The sequence below is a fragment of the Dyadobacter sp. CY323 genome (assembly GCF_021390245.1).
Lineage (GTDB): Bacteria > Bacteroidota > Bacteroidia > Cytophagales > Spirosomataceae > Dyadobacter.
Genome location: NZ_JAJUXH010000001.1, coordinates 213,873 through 236,386, shown reverse-complemented (window position 1 = coordinate 236,386; position 22,514 = coordinate 213,873). Strand labels below are relative to the sequence as shown.

21 protein-coding genes are annotated in these 22,514 nt (G+C 45.4%); 12 read left to right on the top strand and 9 right to left on the bottom strand.

Annotated elements, in window-relative coordinates:
• Window positions 1-37: 37 nt before the first annotated feature.
• On the top strand, window positions 38-406 hold the full coding sequence (locus LZG72_RS01040) for an Hpt domain-containing protein (protein WP_233866454.1): 369 nt from the start codon (window positions 38-40) through the stop codon (window positions 404-406).
• Between the two features lie 28 nt (window positions 407-434).
• Here LZG72_RS01040 and LZG72_RS01035 read toward each other — a convergent pair whose 3' ends face one another.
• Both LZG72_RS01035 and LZG72_RS01030 read right to left on the bottom strand, forming a co-directional pair.
• Window positions 435-1,613 carry a glycosyltransferase family 2 protein gene (locus LZG72_RS01035; protein ID WP_233866451.1) on the bottom strand — a complete coding sequence of 393 codons (1,179 nt, stop codon included), beginning with the start codon at window positions 1,611-1,613 and terminating at the stop codon, window positions 435-437.
• Window positions 1,614-1,615: 2 nt separating this feature from the next.
• The gene (locus LZG72_RS01030) at window positions 1,616-2,533 is read right to left on the bottom strand and encodes a glycosyltransferase family 2 protein (RefSeq protein ID WP_233866448.1); all 918 of its coding nucleotides are present in this window, start codon (window positions 2,531-2,533) and stop codon (window positions 1,616-1,618) included.
• A gap of 227 nt (window positions 2,534-2,760) precedes the next feature.
• On the opposite strand from LZG72_RS01030, the gene LZG72_RS01025 reads away from it, so the two are divergent.
• From LZG72_RS01025 to LZG72_RS01000, 6 genes are read left to right on the top strand one after another with little or no spacing between them, the layout of a single operon-like run.
• A complete protein-coding gene (locus LZG72_RS01025) occupies window positions 2,761-3,264 on the top strand; it encodes a hypothetical protein (protein ID WP_233866446.1) in 504 nt (167 codons plus the stop codon).
• Entirely contained in the window at window positions 3,261-4,427 is a 1,167-nt protein-coding gene (locus LZG72_RS01020; RefSeq protein ID WP_233866443.1) for a response regulator, read from the top strand. Before LZG72_RS01025 ends, LZG72_RS01020 begins: the two co-directional genes overlap by 4 nt.
• Window positions 4,424-4,762 carry an STAS domain-containing protein gene (locus tag LZG72_RS01015; protein ID WP_233866440.1) on the top strand — a complete coding sequence of 113 codons (339 nt, stop codon included), beginning with the start codon at window positions 4,424-4,426 and terminating at the stop codon, window positions 4,760-4,762. The genes LZG72_RS01020 and LZG72_RS01015 overlap by 4 nt, the downstream gene beginning before the upstream one ends.
• 3 nt (window positions 4,763-4,765) lie before the next feature.
• On the top strand, window positions 4,766-5,332 hold the full coding sequence (locus LZG72_RS01010; protein ID WP_233866437.1) for an anti-sigma regulatory factor: 567 nt from the start codon (window positions 4,766-4,768) through the stop codon (window positions 5,330-5,332).
• 2 nt (window positions 5,333-5,334) lie between these two features.
• Window positions 5,335-6,447 carry an acyltransferase gene (locus tag LZG72_RS01005; protein WP_233866434.1) on the top strand — a complete coding sequence of 371 codons (1,113 nt, stop codon included), beginning with the start codon at window positions 5,335-5,337 and terminating at the stop codon, window positions 6,445-6,447.
• Window positions 6,448-6,476: 29 nt separating this feature from the next.
• Window positions 6,477-7,352 (top strand): alpha-1,2-fucosyltransferase, encoded by an 876-nt coding sequence (locus tag LZG72_RS01000; protein ID WP_233866432.1) that lies wholly within the window; start codon window positions 6,477-6,479, stop codon window positions 7,350-7,352.
• Window positions 7,353-7,370: 18 nt separating this feature from the next.
• Here the strand turns inward: LZG72_RS01000 and LZG72_RS00995 are convergent, their stop codons facing one another.
• Window positions 7,371-8,711: a lipopolysaccharide biosynthesis protein gene (locus LZG72_RS00995; protein ID WP_233866430.1), complete on the bottom strand. Its 1,341-nt coding sequence runs from the start codon at window positions 8,709-8,711 to the stop codon at window positions 7,371-7,373.
• A gap of 183 nt (window positions 8,712-8,894) precedes the next feature.
• Here LZG72_RS00995 and LZG72_RS00990 point away from each other — a divergent pair, with 183 nt between their 5' ends.
• The 4 genes from LZG72_RS00990 (at window position 8,895) to LZG72_RS00975 (ending at window position 14,028) form a co-directional block, all read left to right on the top strand.
• Window positions 8,895-9,767: a glycosyltransferase family 2 protein gene (locus tag LZG72_RS00990; RefSeq protein WP_233866428.1), complete on the top strand. Its 873-nt coding sequence runs from the start codon at window positions 8,895-8,897 to the stop codon at window positions 9,765-9,767.
• Between the two features lie 7 nt (window positions 9,768-9,774).
• Entirely contained in the window at window positions 9,775-10,551 is a 777-nt protein-coding gene (locus LZG72_RS00985) for a glycosyltransferase (protein ID WP_233867484.1), read from the top strand.
• 19 nt (window positions 10,552-10,570) lie between these two features.
• Window positions 10,571-11,338 (top strand): glycosyltransferase, encoded by a 768-nt coding sequence (locus LZG72_RS00980; protein ID WP_233866427.1) that lies wholly within the window; start codon window positions 10,571-10,573, stop codon window positions 11,336-11,338.
• Window positions 11,339-11,403: 65 nt separating this feature from the next.
• Window positions 11,404-14,028, top strand: a complete 2,625-nt coding sequence (locus LZG72_RS00975) for an ATP-binding protein (protein ID WP_233866426.1) — start codon at window positions 11,404-11,406, stop codon at window positions 14,026-14,028.
• Here the strand turns inward: LZG72_RS00975 and LZG72_RS00970 are convergent.
• The 6 genes from LZG72_RS00970 to LZG72_RS00945 form a co-directional block, all read right to left on the bottom strand.
• Entirely contained in the window at window positions 14,023-15,210 is a 1,188-nt protein-coding gene (locus tag LZG72_RS00970) for a glycosyltransferase (RefSeq protein ID WP_233866425.1), read from the bottom strand. The genes LZG72_RS00975 and LZG72_RS00970 overlap by 6 nt on opposite strands.
• A 21-nt stretch (window positions 15,211-15,231) precedes the next feature.
• Window positions 15,232-16,071 (bottom strand): beta-1,6-N-acetylglucosaminyltransferase, encoded by an 840-nt coding sequence (locus LZG72_RS00965; RefSeq protein WP_233866423.1) that lies wholly within the window; start codon window positions 16,069-16,071, stop codon window positions 15,232-15,234.
• Window positions 16,068-17,579: an O-antigen ligase gene (locus LZG72_RS00960; RefSeq protein WP_233866421.1), complete on the bottom strand. Its 1,512-nt coding sequence runs from the start codon at window positions 17,577-17,579 to the stop codon at window positions 16,068-16,070. Before LZG72_RS00960 ends, LZG72_RS00965 begins: the two co-directional genes overlap by 4 nt.
• A 158-nt stretch (window positions 17,580-17,737) precedes the next feature.
• Window positions 17,738-18,916: a glycosyltransferase gene (locus LZG72_RS00955; protein ID WP_233866419.1), complete on the bottom strand. Its 1,179-nt coding sequence runs from the start codon at window positions 18,914-18,916 to the stop codon at window positions 17,738-17,740.
• A complete protein-coding gene (locus tag LZG72_RS00950) occupies window positions 18,913-21,093 on the bottom strand; it encodes an exopolysaccharide transport family protein (RefSeq protein ID WP_233866416.1) in 2,181 nt (726 codons plus the stop codon). The genes LZG72_RS00955 and LZG72_RS00950 overlap by 4 nt, the downstream gene beginning before the upstream one ends.
• On the bottom strand, window positions 21,090-21,755 hold the full coding sequence (locus LZG72_RS00945) for a TolC family protein (RefSeq protein WP_233866413.1): 666 nt from the start codon (window positions 21,753-21,755) through the stop codon (window positions 21,090-21,092). Before LZG72_RS00945 ends, LZG72_RS00950 begins: the two co-directional genes overlap by 4 nt.
• A gap of 147 nt (window positions 21,756-21,902) precedes the next feature.
• Here LZG72_RS00945 and LZG72_RS00940 point away from each other — a divergent pair, with 147 nt between their 5' ends.
• Window positions 21,903-22,484 (top strand): DapH/DapD/GlmU-related protein, encoded by a 582-nt coding sequence (locus LZG72_RS00940; RefSeq protein ID WP_233866410.1) that lies wholly within the window; start codon window positions 21,903-21,905, stop codon window positions 22,482-22,484.
• Window positions 22,485-22,514 lie beyond the last annotated feature (30 nt).

Here is a 22,514-nt window from a genome sequence, read left to right as displayed (position 1 = left end):
CTATTTCAGCGTTTGAAAAACCTTTAACAAAAAACCGATGGCTTTACAACTTAATCCGGCTTTGGATGCTGCTTACATTAATCAGGCTTATGGGGAAGATCCGGTAATTCTTTACATGATCTTCGATGCCTTTTTAAGCGATTCACTCCCCCGGTGGCACACGCTTCAACAAGCTTTGGAAACCGATGACCGTAAAGAATCTGCTAGCATTGTTCATGGATTGAAGCCTTCCTTTACAATGACGGGGCTGACGATGATCCGCCCGAAAGTGGATGAGTTGGAAAAAGCGATTAAAAATAATGCCGGATCAGCGGACCTGATGGATCGCTATCTGAGTATTTCGAATGAATTGAATGCAGTCATTCCGATATTAGAAGAAGAATCTGAGCGGTTGAAACAACTTTGAAATAACAAATACCCGAAAAGCGTGCACTTCAAATTTGCACGCTTTTTCTTTTTGCCTTGTCCCAGGCGGCACTTTGTGTCCCTTTAAAATACCTTCGGATTCCCGCGAGGACGGCGTAGTTCATCATGCAGAAGTAATAAGGCACGAACAATGCTTTGACCTTGATCTTCCGTTTTTCCAAAATCCATCCCGCGAGAGCTAATCCATAAAAAAGAAGCTGCCCAGCCAAAATGAGCGCGTAAATCCAGTGCGCAGATTGCGAAACGATAAGGATGTTCAGAATAAATGCAAGAATCATCAGAAAAGGCGTGATGGTCCAGCGGAGAACCCGGTGACTGATGTATTGAAATGATAACATCGGATAATGGAATGGGTTAAGCAATTTTTGAAGCCGCAAAATCGACTGTATGCCGCCCGCCGCAATCCTTACTTTTCTCTTAAGCTCCTCCGTAATATTTTCCGACGAGAGTTCGGACGCGTAGGCATCCGGCTCATAGATGATGCGATACCCCTGCTGTGCAATGCGCATGGAAATCATAAAATCATCCAGAATGGTGTCCGGCTCCACTTCCTTATAAAGCGATCGGCGGACGCTGAACAGTTCCCCGGCAGCACCGACCACCGAATAAAGCTCCGAATCCCATTTTTTCAGCGCCGACTCGTATTTCCAATAGAAACCCTCCCCCGCTGTCGCATCCGATAACGAATCCTGCATTACCCTTTTTTCCCCGGAGACCGCCCCTACCGTCGGATCGGCATAATGCCTGGCAATGAGCAGCAATGCATCTTTATTGAGAAACGTATTTGCATCCGTATAAACCACTACCTCGCTGGTCACTTCGTGCATGGCCCGGTGTACGGCCAGGATTTTCCCGCTGCGAGCAGGCGTGTGCAGGAGCTTTACCTGGCTATATCTGCTGACCAGTTCCGGGGTGCGGTCCGAAGAACCGTCTGTGACGAAAATCAATTCCAGCTTGCCTGCCGGATAGGAGAGTTCAAGCGTATTCAGGATTTTCTCCTCAATGATGCTTTCTTCATTATACGCGGCGATAATCAGCGTCAACGAAGGAAAATCCTGATCCAATCCCGGCGCGAGCCTGCGTCCCTTTAATGCACGGCGAATCCTTACCAGAATATAAAGAACAATGCCGTAACCAAGAAATGTGTAAAAAACAACGAATAAACTGAGCCAGAAGAGTATTTCCATAATTATCGTGTCAGGGTATATCCCAGATCGTCGCTGTCGGGAGAGTTTTTGAAATGCCAGGTAATTGATTTAAGAAAAACAGGGATAAAGCTAAACTCCCGGTTTCGAATGTATTGGATCAGGTTCCGTGGAACCACTGCGGCCATGAAGTAGCAGCAAAAAAGGAAGAAGGTTACACCTGGCGCATTTTTACGGATAAACAAAATGCGGTTGCGGTTCATAAAGTACTCTTTCAGAGCAGATCTTTTCCCGACTGAAACCGATTCTTTGTGATAAATTAATGCAGAAAGATCGACGTGGACTTCAAATCCAGCCTTTTTGAACCGTTCACCCCAGTCGAGTTCTTCATAATAAAGAAAGTAGTTTTCGGCCATTAACCCCGCTTTTTCCATTGCTTCCCGGCGGATCATCATTGCAGCACCATGCGCGTAGCCGGTAACCCCGCTCAGAGAATCGTATTGACCACGATCGTCCTCGAACTGGCCCATGCACGCATTTCGTGCCGTGTAGTAATTCATCGGTGTGTAGCCCGTATACTGCAGCATGTTAGGCTGGTCAAAATAATGGATCTTGGGCGAAATCATGCCGATTTTCGGGTTCGCGTCCAGATCCGCTACAAGCTTCCCAATTAGTTCGGAAGTTACTTCTGTATCATTATTGATCAGGAACAAATAGTCGCCTGTTGCCCGCCGAATGCCGATGTTATTTCCACCGGCGAATCCCGTATTTTTTTCCGAACGGATAAAAATGATCTCCTCGTACCGGGTTTTCCATTGGGGAACAGGATCGACCTTGCTGCCATTATCGACCACGATAATTTCCAGATTCGGGTAGGTATTGACCTCTTTTATAGATTTCAACAAATCCTCGGTAACCTGAGGCTGATTAAAATTGACCGTTATGATGGAAACTTTCTTCATCCCTAGAAATGACTGCTGAAAACCGTTCTAACTGAAGGAATATTTTTGTTGATTTGTAGAACTATTTCAAAAATAAGAATAAAAATATAGCTTTAAGAGAAATGTAGCTTGACGCATCCGATTTTGTCCCAACGAACAGAAAATTGCATTGTATTCCATCCAATCCAACCATTCGTTGCGCGCGTGAAACGATCAGCTCTGGCCATCAATAGGTTTTCGAAAATTCTGTGAGTACCATTTCAAAAAACGAGTCGGATACAAATTTGCTGGCAAATAAAGTTCAGGAACTGATTGAAGTGGTCGGGAAATCGGCCGTTGACAATCATACTTCGCGTTTATACCAACAGCAAATTGCGGACGCATTTGAAAAATCGGTATCTGCCGACAAAAAGCTGGCCCCATTCCAGCAACTGGACCAGGAAAACAACCTCTCCCGGGAAGAATTGCTGGAAGGACTGGAAAAACTACTTGCCGAAAATCAGATCGACAGCACGATCAGCAGCAGCTATCTCAGACGAAATACGATTCAAAAAGCGATCATATTCATCCTTTCCGTCATTTTGATCGTCGTAGGTTTTGCAATGATCATCATGCCGGCACCGCCCAGTTTCGAGATTTTTACGGTGTATTATTTCAATATCAATGATGGCGTCACGGTTATGGACCTGGTTTCTCTGCTGATCATTTTTGGCGGAATCCTTCTTTTTGTTTTAAACTTCAATAAGAAATGATCGCGTTCCCTACCCCTCCGACGGACGTCAAAAAGATCCTGCTGGTTGAAGACAGCAAAGTTTTCGGCAAGGTGGTGGAGCATGCCTTAACGCGGGCCGGGTACCAGTGCATACTTTGTGCTACCGCCGCAGAAGCACTCGAAAGCCTCGTTCTGAAAGCGCCGGACCTCATCCTCTCGGATTATGACATGCCCGGAATGAACGGTTTCGATTTCAGGCAGGCGGTACTCATGAACCCCAACATCAGCGACATTCCGTTTGTCTTCCTGACTTCCTTCACGGACAACAAGCTGGTGCTGGAAGGGCTGAGCATGTATGCGCTGGATTTCATTAACAAGGAAACGCCTATCCCGGTCATCATTTCCAAGTTAAACAACATCATCAAGTCACTTGAAAACGAGCATTCCAGGTCGATACGCGAATTGAAAGTGGCTGCGGAAACACTCGATGTCAAGTCCATTCCGGTGCGTTCCCCGCAGGTTACCGGATTTCATATCCATTTCTGGCATAAGGGATTCCGCGGTTATCCGGGCGGTGATTTCATCGATTTCGTTCAGGTAGACAGCCGGTTCTGTTTTGCATTCCTGGGTGATATTATGGGAAAGAAATGGAAAGCCTGGTTTTTCACATTTGGGTTTCTCAGCTACATCCGCGCCGCAATCCGTTTCTGCGTACTCGATAACGATTTTGAGCTGGATACGATCGTACATAAGATCAATAAACTGGTATACCTGGATGAAAGTCTCGAAAACATACTGTCCAGTCTTTCACTCCTGCTTCTTGACACTCACACCGGCGAGATCCATTACACCGGCGCCGGCGATCTTCCATTAATTCATTTCAATGCCGAAACCGGCCAGACCACCACCGTCCAGTCTTCGGGACTGTTGCTGGGCCTGCTCGAAGATGGGCTTTATGACAAACAAACGATCCGGATGAAGCCGGGAGACCAGCTTGTCATATTCTCGGACGGCATGATCGATATCCCCTCGAAAGGCACTAAAAAAAGCGATTATCCATTTTTTGTTGAAAAAATCAGTCAGTATCTGGGACGCGCCGAAAGCTTCGATTTGATCAAAAAAAATGTCCTGGAAGGCATTGACGACACCAATCAACTGGACGACGCAAGCATCATATTTATTGAAAAATACGAAACCGCATGATTCTCGAAATTAACAAATTAGACCAGGTTGTACAGGCAACCATCCTGCCTGTAGAGGCAAATCTCGGAAATGCCGAGTTGTTCAAAGAAGAAATGATCGACCTCATGGTCAGTGGCGCCAGGTTGATTATCGTAAGTTTTGAAAATGTCAATTATATAGACAGCTCCTTTTTGGGCAGCCTGGTCGTTGCGCTGAAATATGCCCTGCCCCGAAAAATTGATATTTACCTGGTGGCCTTAAAGCCAGATGTACATAATCTTCTGAAGCTGATCAGAATGGACAAAGTGTTCAAAATTTATGAAGATTTCACTGAGGCGATGGAAAATTTAGATTAACGCATGGACCGTCACGGCAAAAGTTTTGACATGGTGTTTAAATGTGATTTGGAAGAAGTTTCAAACACAGTAAATCTTTGCATTGCTCAGATAGAAGAGTGTGTGGGCGAGGATCGGATGGACCTGGGGATCATTACCCGGATCAAGTGGGTAGTAACTGAACTGGTGACAAATGCGATCAAACATTCCGGCGTCGGCGAATGCCTGATGATTATACAGAGTAACGAAAAGGAACTCCTCATCGAGAAACAGGAAGACGGGCATCCATTAACGCTTACAGAATATGCCATCGGTAAATCTGTATCGTGGCCTATCCAACACGACCTGTTTCCACAAGTGTTTCAGCTTTATCACAATGGGTCCGAATCACTTTGGGTCAGCGCGCCCGATCCAAGCCGTGCCGTTTTCCATGTAAAGGAACTTGGCATACCACACATTCCCGAACTTCTGGCTGATACCAGTGAGCATTTCGGGCTGCTCATTTTAACAAAAGCCTCGGATGCATTCGAATACCGTCGCGAAGCGGGCATCAACCATTTTCGCAGCACATTTAACCTTAAAAACGATTGATAATGAGGCATCGGTTTGAAGTACTGGACATTTTTCGCGGTTTGTTCGCGTCCCTGGTGTTTCTTTTCCACCTTGGTCCATTTGCCGATACGCCAATCCTCAACAATGCATTTGTTGAAAATTCCGATATGTTCGTCGATTTCTTCTTTGTACTGAGCGGGTTCGTGATCGCGTACAGTTATCAGTCCATTGCCAGCCGGGAGCAGCTCGGATTGTTTCTTACCAAACGCATTTACCGGATTTACCCGCTTCATTTGTTTATGCTGCTGGCGTTTGTAGGGATGGAGATCGCAAAAAATCTATTAAACCCCTATATTAAAGTCAACAATCTCGTCAATCCTGCGAATAACGTTTACACCTTTTTCACCTCGCTTTTTCTGATCAATTCTACGCCTGTTCCGGGTGTGGAGGATGTAAGCTGGAATATTCCCAGCTGGTCCATCAGCGCAGAGATGATGGCTTACCTCGTTTTCGGCTCATTGGTTTTATGGATACATACAGCCAATCAGGTGAAAGTGCGCAATGTGTATTATGTTTTGGTCGCCGGCATTTCGCTCGCCGGTTTGTGGCTCGTCTCGCGCAGTTTTCAGATCAATTACAGCTTTGACTACGGTTTTCTGCGTGGTATTCTCGGGTTTTTCACCGGAGTTTTGTGTTTTAATTTATTCAACAAAACGCATACACAAGTGAGAACCTGGCCGCCAGCTCTATTTAGCGCCGCCGAACTCGTCACATTACTGCTTATCGTTTTATGTATTTACAATGGCGAAGTCATGAAACCCTGGGGAGCCATTTTTGAAATTCTGTTTTTCCTCTGCATTTACACATTTTCGTTTGAAAAAGGCGTCATATCCCATGGACTCAAAAGTGTAAGACTTTTGTACAAACTCGGTCAGTACTCTTACTCGATCTACATGACCCACGCGCTGATTATCAGTGTTTTCAATGTACTTTTTATACGCATTCTCAAATTTCCGCCCAGCGCGTACTCGTACCTTTTCATTCTCAATTTCATTGTAATCTATTTTGTTTCCGTGTGGACTTACAAAAACATTGAAATGCGGTTTCAGTATAAGTCCGCCACCCGACCGGCGATCAAGGAGAAAATTTCATAAACCGCTCTACCTCATTAATGTGAACTGACATGATCATTAGCAAAATTTCGCATGGCCTCGGCAACCAGTTGTTTCAGTATGCCATTGCACGCAAGCTTTCCATACAAGCCAAAACCTCACTTTATTTCGACTTACGTTATTACAATCACCATTACGCCACAGACACGTTCAGAAGTTTCAGGCTGAATAATTTTAAAATTGATTACCAGCTTCTGGACACTTCGCCTGTACTGATCTATCTGTCCAAAGCCACAAAACTGTTTCCACAGCGTAGCTTACCTCCATTATTCGAGCTGGTCCGGGAAGGGAATGACGGTTTCAATGCCAGGGCTTTAACTGCAAAATCCATGTTTGTGTACCTGAGCGGATTCTGGCAGACCGAACAATATTTTAAAGACATTCAGGATGTTCTGCAGAAGGAAATCACATTAAAAATCGCTGCTACTCCTCAATTTCAGAAGTTTGAAGCATTAATTAAGAAAGAAGAAAATCCCATTTCGTTGCATATCCGCCGGGGCGATTATGTCAACAACAGCCAGTTCAGTAATCAGTTTGGCTTCATTGGCCTCGACTATTACAAACGTGCGACGGACATGTTCCAAGAAAAAATGCCTTCTTGCAAATTCTTTGTCTTCTCTGATGATTTTCAGTGGGTTAAGGAAAATTTCCCGCAAGATTCAAATACCGTTTATGTCGAAAGTGCGGGAGACAATAGTGATCTGGAAGATCTGATGCTCATGCGGACGTGCAAACACCACATTATTGCAAACAGCTCGTTCAGCTGGTGGGGCGCCTGGCTGAATTCTTACCCGGGCAAAATGGTAGTGGCACCGCAGAAGTGGTACAACAACATGCCGGACCTGAACACAAATGACCTCATTCCGGCAGACTGGCTGCGAATGTGACGGCCAATTACATTTCTTTTATTTAGGAAAAAGCGTGAGCCAATACGTCTGCACCAGCTGGCGGATTTGAAAATAACCTTCTTTATAAATATCCACAAACCTGAAATGATAGTACCGGTTCAGTGCCCATTTGGATATCCCGATGCCAATCACGATGGGAACAACACCACCAACCGCGACGCCATAGATATTGCCGGTGATATAGATCCCGGCGAATGAAGCCATGACACTCCCCGCCAGCATAATGAGTACTTTCACGAAGTTGATCTGCGGCTGATGGATCACATCCAGCGTTAATGCGAAAAAGCGGTCTAGCGGATAAAGAAGCGCAAAAATCATTAAGATTCGCATGATATTGGCTGCTTCGCTGTGAACGTATTTCGGGCCACCGATAATCCCGATAGCGACATCGGAGAGTACAACCGCCGAGAGACAAACCGGAAGCAATGCGAGGGTGATCATTCCCACGTATTTTTTCAATGTAAATATCACATGCTGCTTGTCTTCCGCATTATACGCCGCTGAAAGTTCGGGCATACCCGTTGCCGCAAAACTGCGTAAAGGGATTTCGATAATTTCCATTAAACGCTGGCCGAGACTATAAACAGCTAGCGCCGCCGGCCCGAGCATGAAGTTGATTATCATGGTATTGGAAGTCCCGAAAAGGTTGGAACTGAGCGTCGTGAGCACGGTGAACTTTCCAAAATGAAACAGTTCTTTCACACAAGCGGTGCTTCTGCTTTTAATAGAAGAAATCCTGGACCAGCCCATTGCCATCGTGAAAATGCTGGTAATCGCAGCGCCCGCGAGGTAGGCGTAAATAATGTTGCTCAAACTGGCCGTATTGGTGACCACCATCCCGAATACCAGCAAAATAAATATCCCCTGATTCCAGAAACGAATGTAAAGCAACTGGTCGAACCGCTGCTCGGCCTGGACTACGCACGTCGCAATGAACGTAGGCAATGAAGCTACATAAATGATCCCAAACCATTCGACGAAGAATGCCAGCGAAGGGTTTTTAATGTAAGATAAAAACAGGTATGCCGGAACATTGAGGATGAGCAGGATACCCGTAATAATGGCGGCCAGAAACCAGGCAGAACCGAGCACCTCGGCACTCCGTTCCTTCCCCGCGCCAGCGTAAAATTTAATAAATGCAGTCGTTAAGAAACCCGAACGGAAGGTGTCAACCAGAAGCAGAATGGAAAGAAAGAAAACCCACATTCCAATGTCCGTCACAGAAAGTGCGCGATACAGGATGATCATGTTGAGCATCCCTAAAACAGACATAACGCCGTTGCCGGCAAAGGAGAGAAAATGCTTATTTTGAAGTTTTTGTAAAAGTTTGTAATTCATGCAAGATCAAAATTGACGTTTCCATTTCCTGCTGACAAGCCGCCCCGGAGTAATGCAAATATGTTTCTTTTTAAGAAATATTTACCACAAGGAATCAAAAAAATGATCCGCAAACTTCGAAATAATTCTATAAATTCCTTATGTTTAATCGCTGGATTTGTTTCTCTTTTTGAATAAAGATATATGAGTATATTTGGTTTACCTGCCTGGATTAAACCCCACCTATTTCCAAAAAAACAATTCAGGGATCTTTCAGAAGAAGATCTTGCTCGTTTGAAAACCAGCATCAGTCATTTCAATCCCGAGAACCCCGACATTTCGGTGGTGATCCCCGCGTGGAATGAAGAAAACAACATTTACCGGACCCTTTCCTCACTCTCGGCCAGCCGCACAAAGTATAAGGTGGAGATCGTCGTCATTAATAATAATTCGACAGACGGTACGCAGCATGTGCTGGACAGCCTGGGTGTGCGGAACTTCCTTCAACCCGTTCAGGGAACTCCGTTTGCGCGTCAAATGGGACTTGATCTCGCTCGCGGTAAATACCACCTTTGCGCCGATTCCGATACGTTTTACCCACCCGACTGGATTGACCTCATGGTGGCCCCCATGGTGAAAGATCCGGGAATTACGGGTGTATATGGAAACTATGCGTTCATACCGCCTGAAAATCAGGGCCGTTTCGGACTCTGGCTTTACGAGAAGTCGGCCGGCGTGATGATCCGCATCCGGAAAAAGAACCGGGAGTATCTCAATGTGTATGGGTTCAATATGGGTTTCATTACAGAAGTAGGTCGTACCACGGGCGGATTCAAAGTAAGCGGCTCGCGGGTATATGCCAATATTGTCGGAAGTGATTATGCAAACGAGGCGGAAGATGGAAGAATGGCGCTGAACCTTAAAAAAGCGGGAAGGTTAAAAATGGTTACCGATTCCAAAGCAACGGTATTTACCTCTCCGAGACGCCTGCTCGACGATGGCAGCATCACCAAAGCTTTCGTGAACCGCGCAAAGCGACAATTGAACGGAATGCGTGATTTCCTGTCTTTCTTTTAACCAAATGATGCAGCATTTTTTCCCCGACACAACCTTACTCATTACACATTATAACCGAAGCGAATCTCTCGAGCGCCTGCTCACTTCATTTCAGGAGCTGCATTGCCGGTTTGCGGGTATTGTTGTGTCCGATGATGGCAGCCGGCCGGAACATCTTGAGAAAGTAAAAGACCTCAGAAACCGGTTTACGTTTGATCTGATAACCACACCTGTGAATCGCGGGCTTGGCAATAATATCAACAAAGGACAGGATGCTGTGAAAACGGCTTATACGCTTTATGTGCAGGAAGATTTTCAACCCTCAGCGATTTTCCCCACGCATTTCGAAGATGCACTGACGTTCATGCGGGAAGATAAAAACCTGGATATTGTTCGTTTTTACGCGTATTTCGCCTACCCTACTTTGAAACCCTTCAAAAAAGGATTTTCCGAAATGATCTATTCGTTCTGGGATATGAACCATTTGAAATTTTACTATTACAGTGACCATCCGCATTTGAGGAGAAGTGATTTTTTCACAAAATTCGGAAGATACCCCGAGGGCATTAAAGGTGATCTGACTGAATATAAAATGGCAGTCAGCTTTTTACAGAAAAAAGGCAAAGGATTGTTTTTCAATAACTTCACCGCTTTATTTTATCAAAAAAACTCTTCTGACGAACCAAGTACCATGGTGCGCGCAGACTGGCGTCTCAGCGAAAATCCATTGATCAAATTATCCCGCCTCATTTATCTTCGTTACCGCTGGCTAAAAAACACGCTGGACCTCGTGTTCATGAAGTAACCCGGCTGATTATCGTACTATGACAAACGACTACTTTTTTAAGGATGTAACGCTTCTGATTACGCATTACAACCGCAGCCAATCCCTTGAACAGCTTTTGCAATCTTTTCAGCAGCTGCATTGCCGGTTCGGGGACGTTGTCGTTTCGGATGACGGCAGCAAGCCGGAGCACATTTCCTATCTGCGCAAATTGCAGGAGAACTTTGACTTCCGGCTCATTACTACACCGCAAAACCGCGGGCTCGGAAACAACATCAACAAAGGCCAGGATGCCGTACAAACTCCATTGACTTTGTATGTGCAGGAAGACTTTACACCCACAGCCATTTTCCCGGACAGCTTTTCAAATGCACTCGCGATCATGCAGAAAAAGCCCGGAATCGATGTCGTGCGTTTCTATGCCTATTTTGAATATCCTTATTTGAAAAACCCGGAAAATGGATTTTACGAAATGGATTTTAGAGTCTGGAAGCCGGGATATCAGAAATTTTACGCGTACAGCGACCATCCGCATTTACGACGCAGTAACTTTTTCGAAAAGTTCGGAAGGTATGTGGAAGGTAAAAAAGGCGATGTGACGGAATATAGCATGATGATGTCATTCCTTAAAAAGAATGGAAAAGCTTTTTTCTATAAAGATTTTCAGGGTTTATTTATTCAAAAAAATTCAGAAGCTGAGCCCAGCACCATGAAACGCAACATGTGGCGCGAGAGTAATAACTTTCTGCTCGAACAATTGAGACACTTCTACCGTCACCTGAAATTTAACTTCGACTATCTGTCTTAACTGCGGCCCTGATCTGTTATCTTAACAAAATTGAATACACGACTTAATACTACATCGCCGAGTTTATGCCGACCACCCAAATCAATAAATCCTTCGGATGGTTTTATGTAAGCATTTACCTGGGGCTCGGATTGATTTTCGGCTCTCAGTATTTCACCTATAAGAATGTACGTAATCTTTCTCTGAACAATAACCGGCTGAACACCACCATCGGAGTTCTGAACCAGGCCGCGAATTTCGGGCTGGTTACCAAGGATTTCCAGTCAAACATGCGCGGTTACCTGATCACAAACAACGAGGAGCTGCTGACCAACAATTATAATATAAAAGTTAAGCTGGTCGGAATTACCGACACACTCTTCAATCTGGTGAAAACCGACAGCATTCAGAAAGATCGGGTAAAGGAACTACTGGCCATTTCGGGAAGTATCGTGGCTTACTCACAGGGAATTATCGATCTGTATCGCACCAGTGGCCGGGATTCCGCATTCAACAAATTGAAAAAAGGCCAGGGAATCACATTAAATAATCAGCTGAACTGGAAGATCAGAGAAATTGAGGACTACGAAAACCGCCATCTGAACCTCCGCCGCGAACAAGTTGCCTCTACGCAAAGAAGCTCCATTTTTTTTATCATCATCACCAGCACCGTGGGTTTCGTACTGACGATCCTGTCATTCATTTTTTTAAATCGTGACAAGAGAAAACAGCGCCAGCTCCAGAATGAAATCCTGGCTAAGGAACGGATTGTAACCCAGTACCTTGAAGCGATTCCGGACGGTGTTATGGTTGTAAATCAACAGCAGGAAATCGTTTTGCTCAATCAGTCGGGCCGGGAAATCCTGGGGCTGAAAGGTGGGAAACTGGACACACTTACTGATCAAACGAACCAGCTGAAACTGCTGGATCCGATGCGCTATCACGTGCGTTTTACGGCGGATCTGCTACCGGTTGCCCGTGCTCTTCAGGGAGAAAAGTTGATCGCAAACAAAATCGACCTGATCAAAAACGATAAGATCTATCATCTGGAAACAAATGTGCAGCCCGTAATCGGCCTGGACGGTGAAATCACCAGCGCAATTACGGTTTTCAGGGACATTACCGAACGCGCTAATTATGAAGCAACGCTGGAAAAAGCGCGGACACTTGCCGAAAAGTCCGTTCGGGTGAAAGATATTTTTCTTTCCAATGTGAGTCACGAGATCCGGACGCCGCTAAATGCGATCATTGGATTTACGAACTTACTCGTCGGTGAAGTAAAGGATCCGAAAAGCGTTGAATATGTTGGATACATTCAATATGCAAGCAAAAATCTGCTTGAACTGATCAATGACATTCTCGATTTTTCCAAGATTGAGGCAGGCCAGATACATCTCGAGAATACGGATATTTCCATGAAGGAACTGGTGGATTCCATATCCGCCATTATAAATCAGCGCGCAACTGAAAAAGGCATCGGATACCGGTCGTACCTGCAGGAAGGAGTTCCGGGATTTGTGGAAAGTGATAAGCTGCGTTTGACGCAGATCTTGCTGAATGTGTGTGGTAATGCAGTCAAATTCACCGAAAAAGGCGAGGTTACCCTCAGTGTTACCCCCGTTTCAGAAGTTGTAAACGGAATTCAGCTCATACGGTTTGAGGTGCGGGATACCGGGATCGGAATTCCGAAAGAAAAGATCACCGATGTTTTTGATCGTTTCGTGCAGGCGACAGAAAGTACAACCCGGATCTTTGGCGGCACCGGACTTGGGCTCAGCATTGTCAAGTCGCTCGTACAGCTGTTCGACGGGACACTACAACTTGAAAGTGAGATCGGCAAGGGAAGTATTTTTACAATAGATCTTCCATTAAAGGTCGTAGAACATATAGTACCGGAGGAAGATTTGGAAAAACCAATCGATCTGATTGCCTCTGTTCAATCCCTGCGGGTGCTGGCTGCCGAAGACAATCTGTTAAACCAGAAACTTCTGCAGGCTATATTTGAACGATTTAACGTATCTCTCAAAATCGTCAATAATGGCCAGGAAGCAATCAATGAGCTGAAAAGCGGCACTTACGATCTGATCTTAATGGATATACAAATGCCGATTATGGATGGGTATACGGCGATCAGGGAAATCCGGAGCTCAGTTTCGAAAACGATCCCCATTATCACCATGACGGCGCACGCGATGGTGGGGGAAAAGGAAGAATGCCTCAGTATCGGGGCCAATAGTTACATTTCAAAACCATTTAAGGAAAGTGAATTGCTTTATACCATCGCACATCTTGGAAATAATAAAGAACTTGACCTGCCATCACCTCAACCAACCAATCCACAACCTCCAAACAGCATGAACGAGTCCATTTTGAATCTAAGTTACCTCACAGAAATCACAGGCGGCGATATAGAACTTCGCGACGAGCTGATCGCTTTATTTGAAAGCGATAGTCAGATCCAGCTTAAAACGATCGAAGACTCGTCTGCCTCCGGGGACCTGGATAAGCTGTGTCAGGCAATTCATAAATTCAGATCATCGCTGTTTTCCGTGGGATTATTAGCTACCGCCAGCCAATATAAAGAGCTGGAAACGACCTTGAAGCAAGGAAACTGGACGAATACACTGAATGAAAAACTCGTTCAGTTAAAAGCTGAGTCGGAAATGGGTATTTCGGAGCTAAAACAATTACAGAAAGATCAGCCTTTATAACGGCACACCCGCCGCGCGAACCGCATTGTAAATTGCCTCCACACTGTTTTCCCAGGTATGGGCACTGGCAAATTGCCTGCGGGCCGCGATTTTTGTCTGAGTATTTTCGGCCAATGCGCGTTCAATCAGGGAAACATAATCCTCCTTTGTTTTACCCAGATACACGTGATCTGCAAAAACACTCATCGCATCGGTTTGCGTAGCGACCGTGGGTTTGCCCACAGCCAGGTATTCATCGATCTTGCGCGGGTAATTGCCAATCGTCACTTCATTTAAAAGCTGGGGGTTCAGGCACACGTCGAACGAGTTGATGTATGCGGGGAGTTGGTCCACGTTTCTGGATCCGGTAAAGATCACGTTCGGTAATGCATGCAAACTGCTCTGCAAAAATTCATTATCCTCCGGGCCGACCAGCACCAGGCTCCATTCCGGACGGTTTTGCGCGATGTAATGCAGCAATTCCATATCAAGACGCAGACTTTGCAATGCACCCACATACCCGATCCTCGGCCTCCCGATTTCTTTCATATCTACCGGTTCCGCCGAATGGATACCATCCATGAAAATGTCAAGGTCGCAACCCTGGCCCACATAATGCGAATGCTTGTTGTACCGCTTGCAGTAATCCGCCAGATACGTGGAATTGGCGACACATAAGTCACTTTTTGCGATCAGTTGAGGTTCCAGCGATGCACCGTGCTTTTTCCAATAATCGACGGCCAGCATGTAATCTCTTGAATAATAAATGGAGAGGCGCGGTTTGAGAATGTCTTTCAGATAAAAGCTCCGGAACATATCATTGTCATTGAAATGAATGTACGGCCCGAAACCGAGGTTCTTAACCGCATTACCGATGCTTTTGGCAAAAATCCGGTTGTTCCTTTTATTTAAAACATTAAAAATAGCCTGCGACGGGATCCAGTTAATGGATTCGATCATCCGGTCGGGATAGAGTACCCAAAGATTTTCTTTGATCTCCTCAATCCCGCTTTGCTTCTTCCTGATCACTTCCCGACGCTTCATAACCTTCGGATCGTCGCCGTTTTTGAGCGCGCTAATGCGGTCGAGAGGCGAATTCACATATAACACGCGGTGCTTTCTACTGAATTCCAGCGCGATGTTTTTACAATTACTACCAATTTCCACATCCCACGCCTGCTGTCCGGTAATGACAATGTCCATAGTCGAGTCCGCTAATAAATGTTATAATGTTTCGTCAAGCAGATCCATTACTTCTGGTTCTTTTGACATATCGAATTTTCGGGCAAAAAGGGCCCCGGAAGCAAGCATCCGATCCAGGTCTGCCTTGGTTAATGTCTTTGGACTGGCTTGTCCGGCAGACCAGTCGGTGTATCGCAAGTTGTTGTTTACCAGTGTATTTCTAAATTCCGAGTTGTATAAAATAGTCTGGAAAATGATCTCGTCCGGCGCCCATGTGAACTTGAAGAAACGGATCACTTCCCGGTGGCTGTCGAGGTAATGTAAGATGTAGCGGACAGCGTCCGGTGTAATCGTCATCCATTGCGACCGGCCCACAGGTACCAGGTTATCGGGCATTTTGCGTTTCGGCATCCACTTTTTAGCCAGATTTTGAAGTACATATTTACCCGGAAAATTATAATTGGTAAAATGGTATTCTGTTAAACGGCCAATGGCTTCCTCCCATTCTCCATATACCAACTGATACTGCATAAAATTCCTTCCCCCGCTGGCTTCCAGAAAAGAGTGAATGGCATCTGTACTTTTTAACGGATAATCAGAACCGCTGAGCAAATTCACATAGTCGATTTTCAGCCCGGATGAGGCGATATCCTGGAATCCGTTTATCGTAGCCTGCACAATGCTGTAAGCTCCCCAGCTCACCTTCACGCGGTCACGGACTAAGAAGCAGTTTGGTTTTCCATAAAGAAACCGGAACGGTCCCGAGTCGCATTTGTCGTCGAGATGGATGAAAAAGAATGCGTCCGGATGATCGAGCCTGCCAATTAGCCTCTCCAACTGGAGTGGCTGCGAATGGGCTAATATCAGGTGGGCGATTTTCATATAAGCGCCTTTTCATTTAAAGCCAACTCACGGTTGTCTATCCTCTTGGTTACATTAATCAGCGCAATGGCGAGATAAAAATAAATGTTCGAGGGGAGCTGGACCAATGCCTCTTGCGGATAATTACCTATGTTATAAGCAAATACAATCAGCAACATGGCCAGACAATAGGTTTTCAATTCGGGATTGCGAATGGTGAAGTAATTGTTGATTCCTTCGCGCAAAATAAAAAACATCAGGAAGCAAAAAATGAGCAGCCCCACCCACCCCAGTTCCACGGCAGTCCGGACATAGCCGCTATCCGGCGGAAAGCTGGCCAGGTAAGATTGTGGGGCAAAACGCTGGCCCCAGGCACCGGTCGCCCCGAGCCCCCCGCCAATCGGATGCGTCCATATATAAGGTTGGATCCGCTTTTGGTTCGCACTTCTGAGCTTGTAAGAGTCGTCGTCTGACGGTGTAAAAGCCGTCTGGAACCGGACAATGTTAGGATTGGAAGTCGGGACAAAAATTAAGAATAAAATAAAAACACCTGCAATCGCCGAGCCGACCAGCACGCTTTTATTAAACCGGAGTATCACAAACAATACCATCGCCGCAGGAAGCAGCACATATGCGCCACGGGTCCCCGAAAACAGCATGGCGGAAAAGAATAGCGCAACGAGCAATGCCAGGACAACTTTTTGCCAGTACTTGCGGACGTAAGTCAGCAGCGCAATGCACAGAATGGAGCTTACCACCATATTGTAAGAAAAGGCCACCGGGTCGGAAAAGATCGAGAATTTTCGCCACCGCCCGGCGATAAACAGGAGATCTGCCACAGTTGGATCTGAGTACAGCCAGGCCTCCTCCGCTGCTGAAAAACCAATATATTCCTGCTTATATGCGTACAAGGCCGCAAAAACGGAAAGTGCAAGCCAAATTTTCAGGAATAGCCGAATGGTATTTACAGTTTTTATCTGATACATAAAAACAAAGTACATCAGCATCACCACCGCCACCGACCGGATCGTATAAACCCACGCAAGCCGCGATGCAGCCGCCGGATTTGCCACCTGCAGGATATTATAAGTGATCCAGATCAGGATCATAATACTGATCGGACCTTTAAAAACCGACCAGTCAGGATGCTTTTTCTGATAAACAAAGAAGCCTAAAATCAGCAGTGCCTCAATGCCGTCCATCAGGGTGCCCATCGGGAAATTGATCCCGAAACGCATGATGTAAAACAGCAGATAAGCCATAATCATCAGGACTGCAATGCCAAATGTCGGGTGAGCGACGATGCCGTACACAACGGGCGGAACGAATAAAATCACCAGTACAAGTGCTGCACCCAGCATTCCGTAGCTTGCAATCACAACTCCAAATACCAGCGAAACGCAAAGCAGAATGGATAGTCCAACCGTATTGCTAAGTCTCTCAATCCAAAATACCTGTTTAACACGATCCCAAAAGCTTTCGCCGGAGCCGCCCTGATCATGCCCGAAAATTTGCAAGTCGTTGATCACTTTAAAAAAACAGGATTTTGAAAAAAAATATAAAAACCGAGACTAAAACCAGCAACACCGCAATCTGACGCATCTTTTTTTGAAGAGGTGTCAAATGATCAAAGCGGGACTGTTTTTTCGCGGAGACTTTTGCCGGATAGATTTTCATAAAACGGCTATCATTGAGTTTGATCTATTTGCCCGTGACGCGTAGCAACCGAAATCTTGTTCGCCTTTCTTGCATTCATAAGAGCCAGTAACTGGAGTGATATGAATTTGGGAATATTTACCAGCGACCGGTATATCCGTGGGTCTGTCCTTGACGATTTCAGTGAAATGTAAAAGCCTGTCACAAAAACACATAATGCCAGAAACCATACACCCGCCAGCTGTATCGACACAAACAAATTGATGAAAAGGAACAGCAACGAGAGCAGGAGAAAAATGAACAAAGGCGGCCTCAAAAGGACCAGCCCAAACAAAAACTGATTGATATTCAGGTTAATAACTCCTTTCCGGAAGATTCCGAAACCCAATGAGAAATACTTAAACCAGGTGTTGATCCAGCGCGCCCGTTGCTTCACCAACTGATCGGAGCCCGTTGTTTTTTCGTCATAAACAATTGCCTTTTCCGCAAAAGCAATCCGGTGTTTTCTGCTCACGATCTCATTTTGAAGTACCTTATCGAACCCCGCGCCCGTGACATCCAAATGCCCCAGACATTCCTTGTAGAGCGAAGTCGTAAAAGCCATTCCCGAGCCGGCAAGCGTTGCCGACGAACCGGCTCCAAAAAGCATTTTCCCATCGTAGAAATGATAGTAAATGTCCCTCGCTGCATCCAGGCATGCATAAGTTGTATCAAGATTCTTAGCTTCCCGCACGCCCTGAACCGCCTGAAAACCCGCATTGAAATATACATTCAGCTGCGTGAGATAATCCGGTTCCGTCAGATTATCGCTGTCAATGATGGTGAGGTGAGAATGTGGGCGTATAAAATGATTTATGGCATAAAAGTGTGATCTGGTATTGCTGCCCAGAACCTGCTCCGGTCTCAGAAGTGACACGTTTCGAGAGGGAAAATGCAAGTTGGAGATATCACATTTGTCTGCCACAACATAAATATGATACTGCGCATAATCCAGTTTTAGCAGTGAGCTTACTACCGCCGGCAGCTGGGATGTTTGTTCGTAGGCTGTTACGATAATCCCATAATCGGGCAATTGAAACAAGCCAGATGCAGTAGTTGGAACATCGGTTTTCCCACGCAATGATTTGATTAACAATAACAAAAGCGGAAATAACAGGTTGAATCCAATCACAATCTGAATCAACCACCAGGCCCATTCGATGATTTTCATACTTCTACCGGTTTTCCGATTTTCCCCGCCTGCTCGGGAATGTCATCCGTGTTGGTCAGTACCCAGCCCGAGAACTTGTCTTCCAGATGGTTCAGGTACTGAATTTTAGACTGATCTTCCTCCGAAATCGATCGGCCCGCCGAGAAAACCGCAACGACCCGGTCGGCAAAAGTGACCCATTCCTTTGCTTTGTTCATGGCAGTAAGCGAGTCTGTTTCGATCAGGATGATGTCAAATGCGGTTTTTAAAACCTGCAACCTTTCCCTGATCAACTTTTCATCGGCGAGTTCCAGCAATGAAACATCTCCACCCTTGTTTCCGAGAATGCTGATTTGGCCCGGAGCAGCTTCCAGAACATTGCTTTTAGTAATATAACTTTCCAAAAGCTCCGATCCCGGGTTTAGTGCAGTAATATCCGACTGCCCAAAATTACCGTCAATAATGAGCACGGTTTTGTTGATCTTGGAAAATGCCCAGGCCAGCGCGACTACAAACGATGTTTTCTCGGCCGCATGCGTCAAGCTGGTAATTGCAATGATCTTGGGATCATCCAGCTCATTATCAAGCTCATACCGGATCGACCTGACCAAATTCTTATAAAGTCGGATGGATTTATCATTCGAACTGTTCATCCCCGACAAGCTCATTCCCGATTGTTTATCGACTGCATTAAGGTAGCCCAAAACCGGCCGCTCGGTAGCATTTGCAAGCTGCAATGGATAGCGGATGGACTTGTCCAGATAAAAGAGCACGAAAAATATCAGCAGGCAGAATGTAAAACTGATTACGCCCGAAAGGATCACCAAAACCATTTTTTTGGATGCCTGTACTTCGCCCGGCATCGCGCGTTCGATCAGCCGCAGGTATACCGGAAAGCTGAATTCAAGACTGGCTTCATTATAGCGTTGCAATGCCTCGATGTACTCTTTGCTCGCAATATCGATACCCGTTTCATACTCCTGAATTTTTGCCTCGTTTGGAACCAGACCATCAAATTTCCGATTTAACCGGTTCAATTCCCCCTGAATGGACGCAACGCTGTTTTTCGCCAGTTCCAATGAAATTTCCATTGTCATTTTCTGAGTTACCAGATCTTGCTTCACGGCCATCGGGCTATATATGTAGCGGTCGGAAGCGTCGTCGATCTGTTCGGTAAGCTTATTTTTGAGTGAATCCAGGCTGAATTTCAATCTTGGATTGAAGTTGCTGAGGATGTAGCGTTCGTTGAGATTACGAAGATCACGTTTGCTCGAGATGATGCTCTGGTTAATTTCGGTTAATGCACTTTCAAAATACTTCCGGTCTGCGGGATTAAATTTGTTGTCAATGTTGTGAATGGCTGCCCCGAATGCGATAATGTCTTTCTGGGCCATTTCTCTTTTGGTCTCATAATCAGCCATTTGTCCATAAATACTTTTTGCCTGCTCGTTGAGGTTCAAAACCCGGTTCTGGATCTTGTAATTTTTGAGCGTATTCATCCTTTCATTGAGCGCCTGCATTTTCGAAAGCATGAAATTCTGAAGAAAGTCAATCGTCTTCTTGTTGTTTCCTACGATTCTCGACGAATTGTCCGCGATGAATTCCTGGCTCAGCGTATTGATTACATATGCAGCCAGATCAGGGTCTTCGGCCTCGAACTGAATGTCGATGTAATCACTCCCACCGGTACGATAAATGGCCAGCTTTTCCCGGAGCGACTCTGAGCCATAGCCCATATCCTTGATAATCTTGTTCCATTTTGCCTCCTCCGGTTTCCACAGCGATAGCTCCTCTCTGGCTTTATGTTTCCTGGTAATCAGCGCGATACCTTTATTCTTTTCGGCTGCGCTCAGGCTTTGCAATTCTTTTGAAGGTTCTCGCCAGGAAGAATCTTTGACCGCTTTCAAATCGTTCAGGATCAGGCGATAGGAAATCTGGTCCAGGGTACGTTTCAGCAACATGCGCTGGATAAGACTTTCGAACTTGCGGGCAATCTGCCCATCCTGCTCATCCTTCGCCCGGGTCACAACCTGGTCCGTCTTGTCAACGAGGCCGGTCGCAATTCGCGCACGCGACTCATAGGTATCCGGCAATCTTTTAACCAGGAAATAGCTGAATATCACTGTAATGAGCGGCACCAGGATTAAAGTAATCTTGTTCCGTCTGAGCAGTCTAAGAAATTGTAAAAATTCGGTCATTTTATATCTTCAAGTTTCTGTCCTATCAATTCTTCCAGGTTGCTTTTAGCCATCAAAACTTCACTTTCGGCATTTACAATGTTCTGAGAATGATCGGATTGCATTAGTAATGCTTTGTTGTAGTTTTCCAGCGATTCTTCGCCGCGCTCAAACCGATGTTTGACGGTGCTGAGCATACTTTCCACATCGAGCAAGGCGCCGGACCGGAGTCTCAGGATAACGATCTTCTGGATGTAGCTGAAATACCGTTTCTTGACTTCCGACTCCATGTTCAGATCGAATGCATCTTTGTCGTACCTGGCCGCATCCACTTCCCATTTGGCTTGTTTTACCGTGTTTGGCTTCTGTAAGATCGATCCGATGTTGGCAAAAAAACCGAATTGATAACCGCCAAAAGTCGGAGAAATGGTGTTTACGTTATTATTGGGGCTGAACAGATACGAGAATGAGAAGATGTCGAAATAAGAGAGTTTTGCTTTTTTAAGACCATTCTCGGCCACATGCACCCGGGCCTCGTACATTTTAACCCGTGGATAATTGGCTTTACAAACTGCGACCAATTTGTCCAGATACTCGTAAGAAATGTCTTTACTTAAAGATTCCTGGGCTTGTGTGGTATGTATAATGAAAAATAAGGGAATCAAAAACACTGCGTGTCTCATTTGCATTCTTTGAAATAAATTTTTAAAAACCATTTTTTTGCTTGATTTTGTAGCGATACAAAATACATTTGACTAAAATTATTACTACAAAACTCCCTAGTCCCTCCCAGAATGGCTGTAGCTGATCAAATCCGTTCTAATCCACGATTGAAGAAATTTTTCCACTGGCTTCTTATTCCTACCAATCAGGCCCGACCAAGATTATGGGTGAGAATTGGCTTGAACCGGTTATATCATAAACGCGGTAAAGGTGTGATTATCAGGCATTGGGTAAGAATGGACGTTGTTCCTTTCAATCAGTTCTCAATCGGAAACGATTCGATGATTGAAGATTTTACGACAATTAATAATGGTGTGGGGGATGTAATAATCGGAGAAAACTCGCTGATCGGGTTGGGTAACGTCATTATAGGGCCTGTTAAAATCGGCAACAATGTGATCCTTGCCCAAAATATTGTTGCGAGCGGCCTCAACCACAATTACGACGACATTACGCAACCAATTCACAAACAGGGGGTTAAAATGGCACAGATCACGATTGAAGATGACTGTTGGATCGGTGCGAACACCGTTATCACTGCTGGGGTTACCATCGGAAAGCACTCTGTGGTGGCTGCCGGGGCTGTCGTCACCAAGGATATTCCTCCCTACACGGTTGCTGTGGGAAACCCGTCCCGCGTGATCAAGAAATTTGACGAAACACTGAAAGAATGGATCAAAGTTTCTTAGCATGTTGTAAAGTATTGTCGATATCTCAAA